Consider the following 16,830-nt stretch of genomic DNA (forward strand, 5'->3'; position numbering starts at 1 on the left):
GGAAAAGAATTAATTTTCTTTTCTTTGTTCTGAAAAAATATTTCATCTTTCTTTGAGATTCCTAACTTTCGCATTTATTAATTGAATTCAAGCTAAAAGAAATGTCAATTACTTTTTTTAGTGGTCTGAATTTTATTTCTTTCATGACTACCTTTTTTATTAGAGACAAATTATACGATAAAAAGTTTACTTTCAAAGCAAATTCAATCAATGAAACTAACGTTGAAGAAGTGCCAATTTTATTCGTTGATGGGGTTATTGTGAGGTAGTTCTGCACTACGTTCTCGTCTAGTTTTTTTCTTCCAATTTGAATATCCTACAATAAATATTCCTGCCAAAACAAAATAAAGCGTTCGGAGTAATTTTTCTTGGGATAAAAAAGCATCTTCAAAAGACATTTCGAATAGATCAATAATGGCGATGCAGAAGGAAACGATTAATCCCCAAATTCCACCATTCTTAATCTGAAATTGCCATCTTTCGCTCATAATAATTTATTTAGTTTCTCTTTTTATTTTGGACTTCCAAGAAGAGTACCCCAAAACAAATATTCCTAATAGGATATAAGCAACTGCTTTAAAATAAAAAAAAGGTTTACTAATTTGATCCATAAAAGAGACCTCTTTAATTTCAAATAAAATCATAAAAACAGTCATAAAAATACCCCATGGCAAACCTGTTTTAATCTGATATTTCCATCTTTCGCTCATAATAATATTGGTATGGGTTTAAAATTGGCTTTGTACTCCTTACTTTAATCCAGCTGATCCGTTAGTTTCTTAAAAACAGTTTTAGCATCTTTTCCTTCATATAGAATCGTATAAACAGCATCAATAATAGGAGTATTGGCACCATACGCCTGATTTAGTTTATAAGCGCTTTTCACCGCGTAGTATCCTTCGGCAACCATGCTCATTTCCATCATTGCTGATTTAACAGTATAGCCTTTTCCTATCATATTTCCAAACATTCTGTTTCTAGAGAAAATAGAATACCCCGTCACCAATAAATCGCCTAAATAGGCTGAGTCATTAATGTTGCGTTTCATTTTATGCACTTTCTTGATGAATTTTTTCATCTCCCGAATCCCATTACTCATCAAAACCGACTGGAAGTTATCCCCGTAGCCTAATCCATGTGCCATTCCTGCTGCAATAGCGTAGATGTTTTTTAACATGGCGGCATATTCCGTTCCTATAATATCGTCAGTAATTTTGGTCTTAATATAGTTTCCAGATAAATTTTTTGCAACAACCTTAGCTTTGTCCGGATCACCACAAGCAATCGTAAGGTAGGAAAGACGCTCCATCGCTACTTCTTCAGCGTGGCAAGGGCCAGTAATTACACCAATATTATAATAAGGAATATCATACTTTACATGAAAATGTTCCCCGACAATCAAACTTGTTTCGGGAACGATACCCTTTATTGCTGAAAAAATAATTTTATCTTGTAGCGAAACCGTTAGTTTTTCTAGTTCGGCATCTAAAAAAGCGGATGGAATAGCAAATATTATATAATCAGCATATGCTACAGCTTCATTAATATCGTTAGTCAGTTTTAGTTTTGTGGTATCAAATTCAACTGAACTTAAATAATTTGGATTGTGTTTAAAAGTTTTAATGTGCTCTATTGCAGCTTCGTTGCGCATGTACCATGAAATTTCGGTAAGGTTTACACATAACATTTTTGCTATCGCTGTCGCCCAACTTCCACCACCAATTACTGCAAATTTTATATTTTCGGCCATTTTTTATTGAATTTAATCAAAAGTACTTAAAAAACTATTAATCGAACAAATTAAATTAAAACGTGAAACCCAGTGTCTGCTCGGTTTTGAAATTTAATTATGTAACTATTTTGAAGTTAAAATAATTATTTTTGATTTTAGGTGCAATATAAGGAGGAGTATTTCGTTTTGTCTATAATTAATTTATTTTTTTAACAAAACTTCGAGAATTGATTTAGTTAGTTATATTTTAGAATTTTAAAAGGCGTCTCCATAGATAGGAAGACGCCTTTTTTATTTTATGCTGCTGTAAGTATTTGTAGTACTAAAGTTAATAACTCATTTCCACAATTGATTTTACCTTTTCCAAAGTGACATTTTGTTTTTCTCCTAATCCTAACCAGCCTCTTTCTTCAAAACGGTTTACAATGAAGTCAGCAGTTTTATCAAAATCTTTGGTGTAATCTGATAATTTAGTGTCCATTCCCATCGTATGGAAAAATTCAACTGTTTTGTTGATAGCTTCGTTGGCAATTTCATCTTCCGTTCCAGTCAAATTGAAAATACGTTTTCCGTATTGTGCCAATTTTCCTTTTTTGGTTTCAAACATCACTCGGTATAAATTTGGACCCACAACCGCCAATGTTCTGGCGTGATCGATTCCGTATAAAGCTGTTAATTCATGCCCAATCATGTGCGTTGCCCAATCCGAAGGAACTCCTTTTTGAATTAATCCATTCAACGCCATTGTGCAACTCCACATAAAGTTAGAAGCTAGAGCATAATCTTTAGGATTCTCAACTACTTCTGGACCCACTTGGATTAAAGTTTGCAGAATGCTTTCGGCAATTCTATCTTGAAGATATCCCTCGTGCGGATACGTTAAATATTGTTCCAAAACATGAGTGTAGGCGTCTACAACTCCGTTTTGTAATTGTCTTTTTGGTAAAGATTCAATTACCGTTGGATCGCATATAGAAAATTTTGGAAACAAAGCAGAACCACCAAAAGCTAATTTTTCCTGAGTAGCTTCAATGGTAACTACAGCTCCTGAATTCATTTCGCTTCCAGTTGCCGGTAAAGTCAATACAGTCCCAAAAGGAACCACTTTAGACAAATCTTTTATTAGTAATCTCTTTTGTAGAATATCCATTGGATTTCCTTCAAAATGAGCTGCTGCCGAAATGAATTTTACCCCGTCAATAACAGAACCTCCACCTACGGCAAGGATAAAATCGATGCTTTGTTCCTTGATTACATCAACCGCTTTCATCAATGTTTCGAAATGTGGATTTGGTTCAATTCCTCCAAATTCTACGATTTCAAAACCTTTTAGATTGTTGATTACTTGTTCATGAATTCCATTTTTGAAAATACTTCCACCACCATACGCCAAAAGGATTTTTGCTCCTGTTGGCACTAACGTGGATAGTTTTTCAATTTGTCCTTTTCCAAAAATTAAATTGGTAGGATTGTATAATTCGAAATTTAACATCTTTTTATTTTTTTGAATTCAATTGGTTTAATAATTTTTCCGCAACAAGTTTAGACGAAGCTGGGTTCTGACCTGTTATCAATAAACCATCTTCTATGGCGTACGGCTGCCAATCTCCAATTTTAGAATAGATCGCGCCATTAGCTTGTAAAGCATCTTCTAATAAAAAGGGTACTACATTCGTTAATTGTACCGCTTCTTCTTCGGTATTTGAAAACCCTGTTACTTTTTTACCTTTTACTAAAAATTCTCCATTTACTTTTACATTTTTAAGCGCTCCAGGGGAATGACATACAAAAGCGACTGGTTTTTTATTCGTGTAAAAAGCTTCAATTAATTCAATTGAGTTTTTATCATTTGCTAAATCCCACAATGGTCCATGACCTCCAGGATAAAAAACAGCGTCATAATCCGCTTGTTGAACATCAGCTAGTTTGTGAGTTTTACTAAGTTTAGCTTGTAATTCAGTGTCTTTGTCAAATCTTTTAGTGTCTTCAGTAGCTGCAGATGGATCGGAACTTTTTGGATCAATCGGTGGCTGTCCTCCTAGGGGCGATGCAATATCAATGATCACTCCTTTATCAGCTAACTCATAATAAGGAGCAGCAAATTCTTCAATCCAAAATCCTGTTTTTTCTCCTGTGTTCCCTAATTCTGAATGACTAGTTAGAACAAATAATACTTTTTTCATACCTTTTTTATTTTGTGCAGTTGCTGTAATACAACTTACGGTTAATGCTATAATGGCAAATAATGCTATTTTCTTCATTTCTAATTTTGTTTATGCAAATTTAAGGCGAATATGTTATTAGTAAAAATAATTTAAATTATGTTTGTGATAAATATATTTATATCATGGTTAATCTCGAATGGTATCGAACGTTTAAATCCGTTTATAAAAACGGTAATTTTTCTTTGGCTGCCAAAGAATTATTCATCAGTCAACCTGCTGTTAGTCAGCAAATAGTAATGTTGGAAGCCCATGTAGGATATAAACTTTTCAATCGAAAGTCTAAAGGAGTCGAACCAACTGAATACGCTAAGTTACTCAATAATTTAATTATAGAAGCGCTAGACCGACTGGAAAATGTGGAAAATGGTTTTCGTGCCAAAGCGTTCAATGCCAATCGATTAATTTCAATTGGAATCTCAAAGCATTTGATGCGAAGTTTGGGAGGTGCTTTGGTTTCCAAATTTGATTTTATCGATTTTAGCTTTCATGAAAATGATGCGCTTTTTGAATTGGTTGATTCTAAAAAACTTGATTTTGCAGTTGTCACCAAACAATATGATACGTTTGACACCATTCAAAAAAAGGTCGGAGAAATTAAGCAAGTGATTGTCGGTTCAAACACTATTGATGCTTCTCCATTGAAATGGAGTATTAAAACAAAGGATTTCTCTGCTATAGAAAATTGGCTAAACGACCAAAAATGGTTCAGTCACAATGCGCAAATTCCACACATCAAATTATTCTGGTTGCATGTTTTTAACAAAAAAAGACCGTCGATGATTCCCAATTACATCATTCCGTCCGAATATGAAATGCTAGAAATAATTTCAAAAAACTCAGGTATAGCTGTCGTTTGGGATTGCAATGCTAAAAGTTTAATCGAAGAAAATAAAATTCAATTGTTGTGGAATAGTAAGCAAATGCCAAGTACAGAAGTGTTTGTATTGTCTAGTAAAAACGATAATTTGAGTACTATTTTTGAGAATATTCAATTGGAATTGAAAAGGGTTTTGGAGTGATTATTTTTTATAAAAATTATTGTGATCAATATATTCCCAAACTTTTGCAGGCAATAAAGGCTGTACGTTTTTCCCTTTTTTAATATTATCCCGAATAAATGTCGATGATATTTCTACAACCGGAGCGTCAATCATGTGGATTTTTGAACCGAATTTTTGTGAAATTTTCAAATCCAAATTGTCCGTACTGGTTGAAATTGCTTCTTCAGCAGTACCTTTGGTCTCGAGCCTTGGATACACATAAATATGATGGTTTTCTAGAATCACTTCGTAGTTTTTCCATTTGTGCAAAGATCTTAAATTGTCTTCGCCCATGATTAAGGAGAACTCATGATTTGGATATTTTTCCTGTAAATGAACTAAGGTATTTACGGTATAATTGGGCTGTGACAACTTAAACTCAATATCCGAAGGTTTGATTTTTGGAAAATCTTCGGTGGCAAGATGCACCATTTGCAAGCGATGGTAATCATCAAGTAAAGTGCTTTTTTTCTTCAAAGGATTGTGTGGCGTAACCACCATCCAAATTTGGTCTAAATCCGCATGCTCCGCCATGTGATTGGCAATAATGAGATGTCCAACATGAATGGGATTAAACGTTCCGAAATAGAGTCCGATTTTCATTGTATTAGTAACTAGTTATTAGTGACAAGTCATTAGTTTTTCAGCGTTTTCGAAAAAGAATTAATCATCTTTGATTCTTCTTCAATTTGCCCTATAATTTCTTTGTACAAAGTTTGATTTGTTATAAAACCAAGTTCATTAGCGATTAGTAATTGAGTTTCAATCTCGTATAATGAACCTCTCGAAATATCTAAAAAATGACTAAATGATTTTTCTGTATTTCTTCCATAACCTTCGGCAATATTAGACGGAATAGATACCGAAGCTCTTTTTAATTGACTTGTGAGCGCATATAACTCTTCTTTGGGAAATGATTTTACTAACTGATAAACTAAACAGACAATTTTAATTCCTTTTTGCCAGATCAGTAGATCTTTATACGATTTAATTTCTCCCATTTTTAAGCTAATTACTCGTTACTCTTTACTAATCACTATTTTTTACCTACAAAATTCTTTACCAATTGATACGCTTCTTCAAGAGCAACCGGTAAATCATAATTTTTGATTATCTCATCAAATTGTGGTGCTGTTGCTAATTCAACAGAAGCCTTTGCAATCCGCATATTGATTTTGTCATCACTTTCGGTAGAGCGTTCTTTTAATCTTCTTTTGAGTTCATCCACGCTTGGTGGTTTCACGAAAACGGCTAAAGTTTCTTCAGGGAATTTATGCTTGATGCGCAATCCACCAGAAACATCAATATCAAAAATCACGTTTTTTCCTTTGGCCCAAATACGTTCCACTTCAGTTTTCAGAGTTCCGTAAAAGTTATCACGATATACTTCTTCCCATTCAAGGAAATCTTCGTTTTTGATGTGCTTTTTAAATTCTTCGGTCGACATGAAATAATAATCCTTTCCGTTTACTTCATCGCCTCTTGGCTCACGAGAAGCTGCCGAAATAGAAAATTCAAGATTCAAATCTTCTTTGCTTAATAAATGCCTAACGATGGTCGTTTTTCCTGATCCGGATGGTGCCGAAAAAACAATTAATTTTCCTCCTGTGCTCATTTTATGCTGAATTTATTTCAGTATCTGTTTATCTTTTCCTACAAAGTTTCAAAAACCTTGTAGGTATGTTATAAAATTAATCAACCTGCAAAGTTAAAAACAGTGCAGGTTGATAATTACAATACGTTTAATACTTGTTCCTTGATTTTTTCTAATTCGTCTTTCATCTGAACGACTAATTTTTGCATTTGTGCGTGATTGGATTTAGAACCCATCGTGTTGATTTCACGTCCCATTTCTTGGGTGATGAAACCTAATTTTCTACCATTGGCTTCGGTTCCGTTGATGGTTTCTAGGAAATAATCCAAGTGATTTGTCAAACGCACTTTTTCTTCGGTGATGTCTAATTTCTCTAAATAATAAATCAATTCCTGCTCGAAACGATTTTCATCTATATTCACTTTAAGTTCTGAGATTGCAGTTTGTAAACGGTCTTTTATCGCTTGAACGCGTTCTGGATCAAGTGCCAAAGCTTCGGTCATGTATTGACGAATGTTTCCAATTCGCAATTGAAATTCTTTCTCAAGCGACATTCCTTCATCTTTTCTAAAGGTCAAAATGTTTTGTAACGCTTCTTCGATAACAGTTTGGATTTGTACCCAGTCGTTTTCATCGATTTCGTCGCGTTCTATTTTCATGGTATCCGGCATGCGAACCGCCATTTTCATTAGTTCCGTTTCATCAGCATCAGCATACACTTCTCTCAATTGGTTGATATAGGCTTTTACAATCGGCACATTCACTTTCGTAGAAGTTTGTTCCGCGGTACTTTCGATAAAAATAGAAAAATCTACTTTTCCTCTTTCCAGTTTCAGTGCAATTTGGTTACGTAAACCCAATTCCATTTCGCGGTACAGCGAAGGCATTCTCACATTCAAATCCAAACCTTTACTGTTTAAAGATTTTACTTCTACCGTGATTTTTTTGGTTGGTAATTGCAAAGTAGCTTTCCCAAAACCCGTCATTGATTGTATCATATAATTTTCTAAAAGAGGTCAAAGATAATAAAAAAGTGGTCAGTGGTCCGTTTTTAGTGTTCAGTGCTTTTTTTATAAACAGTTTTAGACTCGTAAAAGGATTGAGATTAGAAGATTCTAAAGCAACGAGTGAACACTGATTACTGAACACTCCTTTTTTTTGTTACCAAATAAACGCCAACAAATATCAAAACTGCAGAACCAATTTTCACCAAACTCAATTCGTCTTTGCCCAAGCTTATCGCAAAAATAGTGGCGAAAAGCGGTTGTAAATAAATAAAAACGGCAACAGTCGTTGGTTTTAATTCTTTCATCGAAAGCAAATTCAGCAAATAGGTCAGGAAAGTCGAAAAAATAACCACAAATCCTATTTTCCAGCAAATATCCATTGGAACAATATTCCATTCAACAGCTTGAAATTGGCTCCAGCCAAAAGGCAAAACCATAATAAAACCGAATAGATAAATCCATTTTACAAACGTAAAGGCATTGTATTTGTCCATTAATTTCTTGACAATAATCAGGTAGAATCCATAAGAAATGGCGTTGATCAAAACTAGAAAATTTCCTAATCCGGCGTTTGTGGCGCTGCCAATGGATTTTCCGTACAGAATAAGAAAAGCAGTTCCAATGAGTCCAAGGATAATCCCAAAAACCATTCGTTTTTGCATGCGTTCCTTCATAATAATGGCCGAAAGCGTCAAAACAATCATTGGTGTGGAAACCATGATTACAGCCGCACTAATGGGAGAAGTAAGACTCAGTCCTTTGAAAAACGTAAGCATGTTAAAAGCCACGCCAAAGAAAGCAGCCGCAATAATTCGGGGAAAATCATTGAACGCAATTTTCTCTTTTGGCATAAAAAGCCAAATCAGCCAAAACAAAACTACTGAGCCGCCCACGCGCAACAAGATAAAACCATAAGCATCAATGTATAAAGGCATGACATCTTTGGCAATGGTAAACGTGACGCCATAAATTATAGATACAATTGTGGCGCCAATAAGTGCGAGATTTCTTTTGGACATTATGCCAACGCTTTCATTACCTGCAACATATTTTGTTGGGTATTGCCGATGTAAATTTTGTCTTTGATAATAAAAACAGGACGACTCAAAAACGTGTAATGTTCCAAAATATATTTCTTATAATCGTCTTCCGTCAACGATTTATTCTTTAAATCCATCGATTTGTACAACTGTGCTTTTTTGCTGAAAAGCGCTTCGTAACTTCCTGAAAGCTCACGCATTTTTTCTAATTCGGCAACAGTAATTGGGTCTTGTTTGATGTCGTGAAATTTAAAATCATGTTCTTTCGGTAATGATTTTATGATTTTTCTGCAGGTGTCGCAGGAAGCGAGATAGTATATTATGTCCATGTAAATAGCGATTTCTTTGTGCAAAGAAAATTCATTTGACACGGAAAATGATTATTTTTATCAAAAAAATATAAAAATGAATCAATTATTTGACGTCAGCACTACAAGCAGAAATATGGTTTCAAAATTTCTATCAGGATATACTCTTGAGCAACTCAACACGATTCCGGAAGGATTCAGCAATAATTTGATTTGGAATATTGGTCATATTATTGTTTCACAACAACTATTGGTTTACAAACTTTCGGGTTTGCCGATGTTGGTTTCAGATGAATTAGTGGAGAAATACAAAAAGGGAACCAAGCCGGAACATATCGTAACCCAAGCCGAAGTGGACGAAATCAAATCCTTATTGTTTGAAACTATTCAGCAAACCAAAGTAGATTATGACAATCAACTTTTCAAAACCTACATGGAATATACCACATCAACAGGCGATCACGTTTTAAGAAATGCTGAGGATGCCATGGCTTTTAGTAATTTCCATGAAGGAATACATATTGGGAATATGATGAGTATCCGTAAGTTCATTTAGGATTTATTAATGAATATCGGGAGCTATTTCCCGCCATCCGTTGCAATCTCTTGATCAAAACTCTTTTTTTCTACGTCATAAAAGGAGCTTCCTGCGGTCGCTCTTTTCTGCCAAGAAAAAATAGCGTTGTGGTCAAGAGGATTTTTACTGCTGTCGCGGCTAGGGAATATTTTTAATGAGATGATTTTAGTAAAAAAATCCCCTTTGTCAAAGCTCAACACTTTGATAAAGGGGATTTCAATTATCGTTGTTAAAGCCGTACTTTATCTCAGCTGCAAATAATCATTCACTTCAACATAAGACAGTAGCAGTTCTTTTGGTCCATCAGCATACGAAGCCACTTCATAGGAATTGTAATAAAGCAGCAAACCTTTATCGCTATAAAAAATGTTTTGGGGCAATTGGAATTTTTCTTTTTCAAACATTAGTCCGGTCGAATTGATTGATTTGTTAGCCGGAATTTTATACTTGGCTCTGAATTTTTTTTCGGCGAAAGCCTTGAAAGCAGCTTTATCATTAAATAATGCGTCATTGGAGATCGACTTGCCTGTACTTGGGTCAAACAGCAAAGAGCGCAGACCTTGGTATCCATGGGCGCCTCCGGTGTAAGTGTAATGTTTGATTTCAATATTCAGTAAGGCTTCTGATTGGTATTTTACGCTCCCTTGAATGTCAGCTTCCCAACCAAATTTGTCCTCTGGAAAATCTTTCTGAAGTTTTTCGTAGGAACCAATAAATGAATTTAATAACCCATTATAATCCTTGGCGGTATAAGGTTTTTCACCAAAATAAATAATCTCTTTTAATACCGAAAACACTTTTTTGTTAATGCTGTCTGCCACGATTGGGACGGCATTTGCAACAGGTATTTTTACACTAATTGAAGGGCAATCTTCTTTACAAGGCAAACTTGTCGTTTTTTGAAAAGATTCCTCTTCAAAAACCAATTCATTAGAACATTGAGCTACCGAAAAAAGAAGTAACGTATAAATTACAATGTGTTTCATCTCAAAATTGTTAATTAAATACAAAGGTATCACTTGTGGCTTGGTTAAAATAAATTAAAGGGTAAATTTGTAGAACAATTTTTTAGTTGAAAATGCAATCTATGAAATTGCCATTACTAATTTTGCGGAATCGAGCCCCTTTAAACAAAAGGGCAATTCGATAAATTACCGCTAAAAATAAATTTTACCTTTATGAAATTCAATACTAAAGTTATTCATGGTGGACAGCACCATGATCCAAGCACAGGAGCGGTTATGCCACCTGTATATCAAACATCAACATTTGTACAAACTAGTCCGGGCCAACCGATAAATCCCGATTATGAATACAGTAGAGCAGCAAATCCAACGAGAACTGCCCTTGAAAATGCTTTGGCGAGTATTGAAAACGGAACGCGCGGATTGGCTTTTTCGTCAGGATTAGCAGCCACAGATTGTGTTTTGCGTTCTTTCAAAGCAGGGGACGAAATCATTGCGATGGACGATTTATATGGTGGAACTTACAGAATGTTTACACGCATTTATAAAGATTCCGGAATAAAATTCCATTTTGTAGACATGAATGATTTGGATAAATTTAAGTCGTTAATCAACGAAAATACAAAGTTGGTTTGGGTAGAAACACCTACAAACCCTTTGATGAAACTAGCCGATGTTCAAGAAATTGCCAAAATTACCAAGGAAAACAAAATCCTTTTTGCAGTTGACAACACTTTTGCTACACCTTATCTGCAAAAACCATTAGACTTAGGCGCTGATATTGTAATGCACTCGGCTACCAAGTATTTAGGAGGTCATTCTGATGTAATAGCGGGAGCTTTAATTGTAAAAGACGAAGCACTTGGAGAACAGTTGCATTTTCAACAATTTGCAACGGGAGCTACATTGGGACCAATGGATAGTTTCTTAGTGCTGAGAGGAATTAAAACCTTGCATTTGCGCGTGGAAAGACATTGCGAAAATGGAGGGAAAGTGGTGGAGTTTCTAAACAACCATCCAAAAGTCAAAACAGTATACTATCCTGGATTACCAAGCCATCCGTACCATGAAATTGCCAAAAAACAAATGAGCGGTTTTGGTGGAATGGTGTCATTTACTTTTGTTTCAGGCAAAAAAGAAGATGCAATTGATTTTCTGGAAAAACTAAAAGTTTTCACATTGGCTGAATCTTTAGGCGGGGTAGAATCACTAGCAAATCATCCGGCTTTAATGACACATGCCTCTATTCCGGAGGAAAAACGCAAGGAAATTGGTATTACAGACGACCTTGTTCGATTAAGCGTAGGGATTGAAGATGCTGTGGATTTAATCGAAGATTTGAAACAAGCATTAGCGTAACCGAATATCTTTTTAAGCAAAAGCTCCAATTCTATCCCGAAGTGTCGGGAAGGGATTGGAGCTTTTTTATATGTCATTATGGGAATGCTATTGTAAGTAATAAATATAACCTACATTGAACCAAACCAACCAGTCATTTGCTTTGTTTTCTTTATAAATCTCCGGATTTGGATTTAAACCATCAACCCAATTTGAAAAGAAATATTGGAATCTTAAATCGACCATTAGATCTGATAATGGAGTTAATTTATAACGGGTTCCTACACTAGAAACAACAGACCACACGGTGCTACTTTCGGTAGAAAAACCGTAAGGTCTTCCATCAGTTGGGGTTAAATATTTTGGAAAAGTAGTTAAAGGAGTTCCTAGTGGACCTAGCGTTGATGAAGCCTTAGCATTGTAATAGCTAAATTGCCCGCCAAGACTTATAAATGGGCCTAAACTTCCTGTTCTAGCTGTAAAATCACGAATGCTCCATGGGAAAAATTCAAGTTGCATACCAAGATTAGTTACTGCGGTACTTCCAGTCATAGCTTTCAATTGCTCTTTTCCTAGTGAAGGTTTTCCTTCTACGTATTCTCCAAAATGGTGTAATTCGGTTTTATTATAGGATAGTTCGGACCTAAGTTTAAAATGGTCATTGAAATAGGTTTCAGGCGTATAGCAATTGCAGTCGGCTTTATAGGAAAAGTTTAAATAATGTATCAGTCCAATACCTATTCCCGTATTTCCGGCGTTAGTTGACAAGTCATAACGCTCTCCATAATCAGATTGAAAAGCAACCGGCCCAACAATTACTCCAACTTCATGCGAAAAACCGCCGAATTGAGCATGTGTATTAGTAGAAAACCCAATAAAGATTAGTAAAAGTGGTATTATCTGTTTGATCATTAGGGGTAAAATTTTCAAATCCCGACAAATATATAAAAACCTCATCCATTAATTAAATAAAATAAAAATTAAAAATAAGCAGACAAAATCGTATTTACTTACGAAAGTGGTGGTAATTAGCTTTAAAACGGTATATCTTAAATAGAATTGTTTGTGAATGGATATTAAAAAGATAATTCTATTGATAAATAAAAAAAACTACGGCCGAATATTTTTATAAAATGTATCTTTGTGCATAATAACGAAATCGTTTTCTTAATTAATAATTTATAATCTATGTTACTAAAAGTAAATGATTTTATGGCTCAAGTTGAAGCCAAGAATCCAAATGAACCTGAATTTATTCAAGCTGTTAGGGAATTTGCAGAAACTGTAATTCCATTTATTGCAGAGCAAAAAAAATACGACGGAAAAAACTTGCTATTAAGAATAACTGAGCCAGAACGTTCAATTATATTTCGTGTTCCATGGGTAGACGATATGGGTGAAATCCAGGTTAATAGAGGTTTCAGAATTCAAATGAACTCTGCAATTGGGCCTTACAAAGGAGGAATTCGTTTTCATCATACCGTAAATTTATCGGTACTTAAATTTTTAGCATTTGAACAAGTATTCAAAAATAGTTTGACCACTTTGCCAATGGGCGGAGGAAAAGGAGGATCTGATTTCGATCCACAAGGAAAATCGGATGGGGAAGTAATGCGTTTCTGTCAGTCTTTCATGACAGAATTGTGCAGACATATTGGTCCGCAATTAGACGTTCCAGCCGGAGATATCGGAGTGGGAGCAAGAGAAATTGGTTATTTATTTGGTCAATACAAAAGAATAAAAAACGAATTTACTGGAGTTCTAACAGGTAAAGGGTTGGCATACGGAGGTTCCTTAATTAGACCGGAAGCTACAGGATACGGCGTTGTTTATTTTGCAGAACAAATGTTAAAAACTATTGGTCAAAGTATAAATGGCAAAACCGTTGCTATTTCTGGATTTGGAAACGTAGCATGGGGAGTAGCACTGAAAGTAAACGATTTAGGAGGAAAAGTGGTTACTATTTCAGGGCCTGATGGTTATATTTATGACGAAGAAGGAATTTCTGGCGATAAAATTGATTTTATGCTTGAAATGAGAGCAAGAGGTGATAATAGAGCGGAAGCTTATTTAGAAAAATATCCAAAAGCAGTTTTCCATAGAGGCAAAAGCGTATGGGAAGTTAAAGTAGATATTGCAATTCCTTGTGCGACTCAAAATGAGTTAAACGAAGAAGATGCTATAAACTTAATTGCAAATGGTGTTATTTGTGTAACTGAAGCTGCAAATATGCCTTGTACGTTAGAAGCTATCAAACAATTCTTGAATGCTAAAGTGCTTTTTGCACCAGGTAAAGCAGCAAATGCTGGTGGTGTAGCAGCTTCAGGATTAGAGATGACTCAAAACTCGATTCGTTTGAACTGGACTAGCGAAGAAGTGGATGGTAGATTAAAAGAAATCATGGTTGGAATCCACAATCAATGTAAAAAATACGGTACAGACGAGGAAGGATATGTGAACTATGTAAAAGGGGCAAATATTGCTGGATTTGTAAAAGTGGCTGACGCTATGTTAGCGCAAGGAGTGGTGTAAATCAACAAGATCTATAATTTAAAATGCCTTCAGCCAATGTAATTGGTGGAAGGCATTTTTTTTATGTAACAAAATGCTAAGACTTTCGTTTGTTCTATATTTGTAAACTAATATTTATGCAAATAATGAAAAAGAACGTATTCTATCTTTTACTTCTACTTTCTACGCAATTAGGGTTTTCCCAAAATAATTTGTTGTGGCAGGGTTATTTCTCCTACAACGAAATTAAAGATGTCACAGAATCTGAGACGGCAGTTTTTGCCGCATCTGAAAATGCATTATTTTCTAAAAATACAACAACAAGCGGGATTAAAACAACAAATACTATTGATGGACTTTCAGGACAAACCATTTCTGCGGTATATCACAGCGTGAAATTCAATAAAACAATTGTGGGTTATGAAAATGGATTGATAATAGTGATTAATGAATTGGATGGTAGCCTGTTGAATGTAGTCGATATTATCAGCAAGCAACTTCCATCAGATATAAAAAAAATCAATCACTTCATGGAATTTGACGGCATTGCTTATGTTTCTTGTGACTTTGGAATTGTTCAATTCAATCTTAATACGCTGCAATTTGGCGACACTTATTTTATAGGGGATAATGGTGCCGAAATAATAGTAAATCAAACCACGCTATTTAATGGGTTTATTTATGCTGCTACTAACCAAGGAATAAGGAGAGCGTCTATTACCAATGTAAATTTAATTGATTTTAATCAGTGGACAACCATAGCAACAGGAGGCTGGTCTAGCACAACCACTTTTGGTACCGATTTGTATGCCATAAATAATTTTGGATTCATTCATAGATTTAATTCGGTTTCTAATTCCTTCAATGGAATTATCCAGCTCTCTCAGCCTGCATTAGACCTGAGAGCAACAGCAGGATATTTGATTGTAACAACTTTGAATAGTATCTATATTTACAACAGTCAAATGGCTTTAGTGCGCCAGATAAATACAGGCCAAATCCCGGAAAGTAATGTGGCATTCACTTGTGCCACCATAGTAGGGGATACTATTTTTATTGGGACAAAAGAAAACGGATTGATTGCAGCCTCACTTTCTTTAGCTTCAAGTTTTGAGAACATAACGCCTATTGGTCCTTCGAGAAACAACATATTTGCCCTTCAAACTACACCTAACGTTCTTTGGGCAGTATATGGAGATTATTCAGCTGATTATAATCCCTATCCTTTGAATAGTTATGGAGTGAGTAAGTTGAATGAAAGCGGATGGTTGAATATTCCGTATGAAAAAGTTTTTGGTGCGCAATCGATTACCAGAATTACAATAAATCCAAGTGATGAAAACCAAGTATACGCTAGTTCTTTTTTTTCGGGATTATTAAAAATTGAAAACGATGAACCTAAAATTTTGTATAACCAAACGAATAGCGGTTTAGAGTCTTTGACGTTTGTAGGTCCCAATTATATTGATATAAGAGTGAATGGAACCGTCTTTGATAAATCCGGGAATCTCTGGGTTACTACCAGCCGAATAAAAAATGGACTGAAAGTATTGAAAACAAATGGACAATGGCAAAGCTATGCAATGGACGTTATTCTAGAATCAGCCATAGATAATAATTTTGGCACAATCGCCATCGATAAAAATGGTACAAAATGGCTCTCCACTAGTGGAGATGGTGTTATTGGTTTTAATGAAAGTACTTCTAAATTCAAGAAAATAACAACAGGTCCAGATGCTGGAAATTTGCCGATTTCTAATGTCAGAACAGTTGCGGTAGATGCTAGAAACCAACTTTGGATAGGAACTACAAAGGGATTGCGGGTTTTACCCAATGTAGGGAGTTTTCAATTAGAAGATCAAATGACTGCTAATCCAATCATTATTTTAGACGATAATCTGGCTCAAGAATTATTGTACGAACAGTTTATTACTGATATTGCTGTAGATGGAGCCAATAATAAGTGGATAGGCACCGCTGATTCAGGGTTGTTTTTAGTTTCGCCAAACGGACAGGAAACGAAATACCATTTTACGATAAATAATTCTCCTTTGCCCAGTAATGTTATCAATGATATTGATATTAACAGTACCACCGGGGAAGTTTTTATTGCAACTGCTAAAGGCTTGGTTTCTTTTAAAGGCACTGCAACTTCGGCAAATGATGACTTAAGTAAGGCGTATGTGTATCCAAACCCAGTGCGACCGGAGTATCAGGGAACTGTTAAGATTGCAGGTTTAATAGATAGGGCGAACGTTAAGATTACGGATATTGGAGGAAATCTGGTTTATGAAACCACTTCGCAAGGAGGAACGATAGAGTGGGATACCACCGCTTTTGGCAAATATAAAGTGGCATCGGGTGTGTATATGATTTTCATTTCGGCACAAGACGGTGTGGAAACCAAAGTTAAAAAAGTTATGATAATCAGGTAATTGACAAGGGTGTGCTTACTTTTTCAATCTTTAAATTTTTTAATCTTTAAATTTTTCA

The 16,830-nt window shown here is 35.1% G+C and carries 19 protein-coding genes; 5 read left to right on the forward strand and 14 right to left on the reverse strand.

The window, feature by feature from the left end:
- Positions 1 to 239 precede the first annotated feature (239 nt).
- The 5 genes from BUC11_RS06290 to BUC11_RS06310 form a co-directional block, all read right to left on the reverse strand.
- On the reverse strand, positions 240 to 488 hold the full coding sequence (locus tag BUC11_RS06290) for a hypothetical protein (protein ID WP_073352820.1): 249 nt from the start codon (positions 486 to 488) through the stop codon (positions 240 to 242).
- Between the two features lie 6 nt (positions 489 to 494).
- Entirely contained in the window at positions 495 to 710 is a 216-nt protein-coding gene (locus BUC11_RS06295; RefSeq protein ID WP_073352821.1) for a hypothetical protein, read from the reverse strand.
- A gap of 44 nt (positions 711 to 754) precedes the next feature.
- Positions 755 to 1,750, reverse strand: a complete 996-nt coding sequence (locus BUC11_RS06300) for an NAD(P)H-dependent glycerol-3-phosphate dehydrogenase (RefSeq protein ID WP_073352822.1) — start codon at positions 1,748 to 1,750, stop codon at positions 755 to 757.
- A 310-nt stretch (positions 1,751 to 2,060) separates the two neighbouring features.
- Entirely contained in the window at positions 2,061 to 3,224 is a 1,164-nt protein-coding gene (locus tag BUC11_RS06305) for an iron-containing alcohol dehydrogenase (RefSeq protein WP_073352823.1), read from the reverse strand.
- A 4-nt stretch (positions 3,225 to 3,228) separates the two neighbouring features.
- Positions 3,229 to 3,993, reverse strand: a complete 765-nt coding sequence (locus BUC11_RS06310; protein ID WP_073352824.1) for a type 1 glutamine amidotransferase domain-containing protein — start codon at positions 3,991 to 3,993, stop codon at positions 3,229 to 3,231.
- Between the two features lie 86 nt (positions 3,994 to 4,079).
- Between BUC11_RS06310 and BUC11_RS06315 the strand changes: the two genes are divergently transcribed.
- Positions 4,080 to 4,976 carry a LysR family transcriptional regulator gene (locus BUC11_RS06315; protein ID WP_073352825.1) on the forward strand — a complete coding sequence of 299 codons (897 nt, stop codon included), beginning with the start codon at positions 4,080 to 4,082 and terminating at the stop codon, positions 4,974 to 4,976.
- Here the strand turns inward: BUC11_RS06315 and nadD are convergent, their stop codons facing one another.
- The 6 genes from nadD to BUC11_RS06345 form a co-directional block, all read right to left on the reverse strand.
- The gene (nadD, locus tag BUC11_RS06320; protein ID WP_073352826.1) at positions 4,977 to 5,600 is read right to left on the reverse strand and encodes a nicotinate (nicotinamide) nucleotide adenylyltransferase; all 624 of its coding nucleotides are present in this window, start codon (positions 5,598 to 5,600) and stop codon (positions 4,977 to 4,979) included.
- A 32-nt stretch (positions 5,601 to 5,632) separates the two neighbouring features.
- On the reverse strand, positions 5,633 to 5,998 hold the full coding sequence (locus tag BUC11_RS06325) for a four helix bundle protein (RefSeq protein WP_073352827.1): 366 nt from the start codon (positions 5,996 to 5,998) through the stop codon (positions 5,633 to 5,635).
- Positions 5,999 to 6,033: 35 nt separating this feature from the next.
- Complete coding sequence (gene gmk / locus BUC11_RS06330; RefSeq protein ID WP_073352828.1) at positions 6,034 to 6,612, reverse strand: guanylate kinase; 579 nt, start codon at positions 6,610 to 6,612, stop codon at positions 6,034 to 6,036.
- A gap of 116 nt (positions 6,613 to 6,728) precedes the next feature.
- Entirely contained in the window at positions 6,729 to 7,589 is an 861-nt protein-coding gene (locus BUC11_RS06335; protein WP_073352829.1) for a YicC/YloC family endoribonuclease, read from the reverse strand.
- 140 nt (positions 7,590 to 7,729) lie between these two features.
- Complete coding sequence (locus BUC11_RS06340; RefSeq protein ID WP_073352830.1) at positions 7,730 to 8,617, reverse strand: DMT family transporter; 888 nt, start codon at positions 8,615 to 8,617, stop codon at positions 7,730 to 7,732.
- Positions 8,617 to 8,967, reverse strand: a complete 351-nt coding sequence (locus tag BUC11_RS06345; RefSeq protein ID WP_073352902.1) for an arsenate reductase family protein — start codon at positions 8,965 to 8,967, stop codon at positions 8,617 to 8,619. Before BUC11_RS06345 ends, BUC11_RS06340 begins: the two co-directional genes overlap by 1 nt.
- Before the next feature lie 76 nt (positions 8,968 to 9,043).
- Here BUC11_RS06345 and BUC11_RS06350 point away from each other — a divergent pair, with 76 nt between their 5' ends.
- Entirely contained in the window at positions 9,044 to 9,502 is a 459-nt protein-coding gene (locus BUC11_RS06350) for a DinB family protein (protein ID WP_073352831.1), read from the forward strand.
- Positions 9,503 to 9,525: 23 nt separating this feature from the next.
- Here the strand turns inward: BUC11_RS06350 and BUC11_RS06355 are convergent, their stop codons facing one another.
- A complete protein-coding gene (locus BUC11_RS06355; RefSeq protein WP_139259433.1) occupies positions 9,526 to 9,720 on the reverse strand; it encodes a hypothetical protein in 195 nt (64 codons plus the stop codon).
- A 45-nt stretch (positions 9,721 to 9,765) separates the two neighbouring features.
- Complete coding sequence (locus tag BUC11_RS06360) at positions 9,766 to 10,509, reverse strand: DUF3298 and DUF4163 domain-containing protein (protein WP_073352833.1); 744 nt, start codon at positions 10,507 to 10,509, stop codon at positions 9,766 to 9,768.
- Between the two features lie 192 nt (positions 10,510 to 10,701).
- Between BUC11_RS06360 and BUC11_RS06365 the strand changes: the two genes are divergently transcribed.
- Positions 10,702 to 11,847, forward strand: a complete 1,146-nt coding sequence (locus BUC11_RS06365; protein ID WP_073352834.1) for a cystathionine gamma-synthase — start codon at positions 10,702 to 10,704, stop codon at positions 11,845 to 11,847.
- A gap of 87 nt (positions 11,848 to 11,934) precedes the next feature.
- On the opposite strand, the gene BUC11_RS06370 is transcribed toward BUC11_RS06365, so the two are convergent.
- Positions 11,935 to 12,738 carry a THC0290_0291 family protein gene (locus BUC11_RS06370; RefSeq protein ID WP_073352835.1) on the reverse strand — a complete coding sequence of 268 codons (804 nt, stop codon included), beginning with the start codon at positions 12,736 to 12,738 and terminating at the stop codon, positions 11,935 to 11,937.
- A gap of 276 nt (positions 12,739 to 13,014) precedes the next feature.
- On the opposite strand from BUC11_RS06370, the gene gdhA reads away from it, so the two are divergent.
- Both gdhA and porZ read left to right on the forward strand, forming a co-directional pair.
- Complete coding sequence (gdhA, locus tag BUC11_RS06375) at positions 13,015 to 14,358, forward strand: NADP-specific glutamate dehydrogenase (RefSeq protein ID WP_073352836.1); 1,344 nt, start codon at positions 13,015 to 13,017, stop codon at positions 14,356 to 14,358.
- A 125-nt stretch (positions 14,359 to 14,483) separates the two neighbouring features.
- Positions 14,484 to 16,772 (forward strand): type IX secretion system anionic LPS delivery protein PorZ, encoded by a 2,289-nt coding sequence (gene porZ, locus BUC11_RS06380; protein WP_073352837.1) that lies wholly within the window; start codon positions 14,484 to 14,486, stop codon positions 16,770 to 16,772.
- The last annotated feature ends 58 nt before the right edge of the window (positions 16,773 to 16,830 follow it).

Source organism: Flavobacterium xanthum (assembly GCF_900142695.1).
Taxonomy (GTDB): Bacteria; Bacteroidota; Bacteroidia; order Flavobacteriales; family Flavobacteriaceae; genus Flavobacterium; species Flavobacterium xanthum.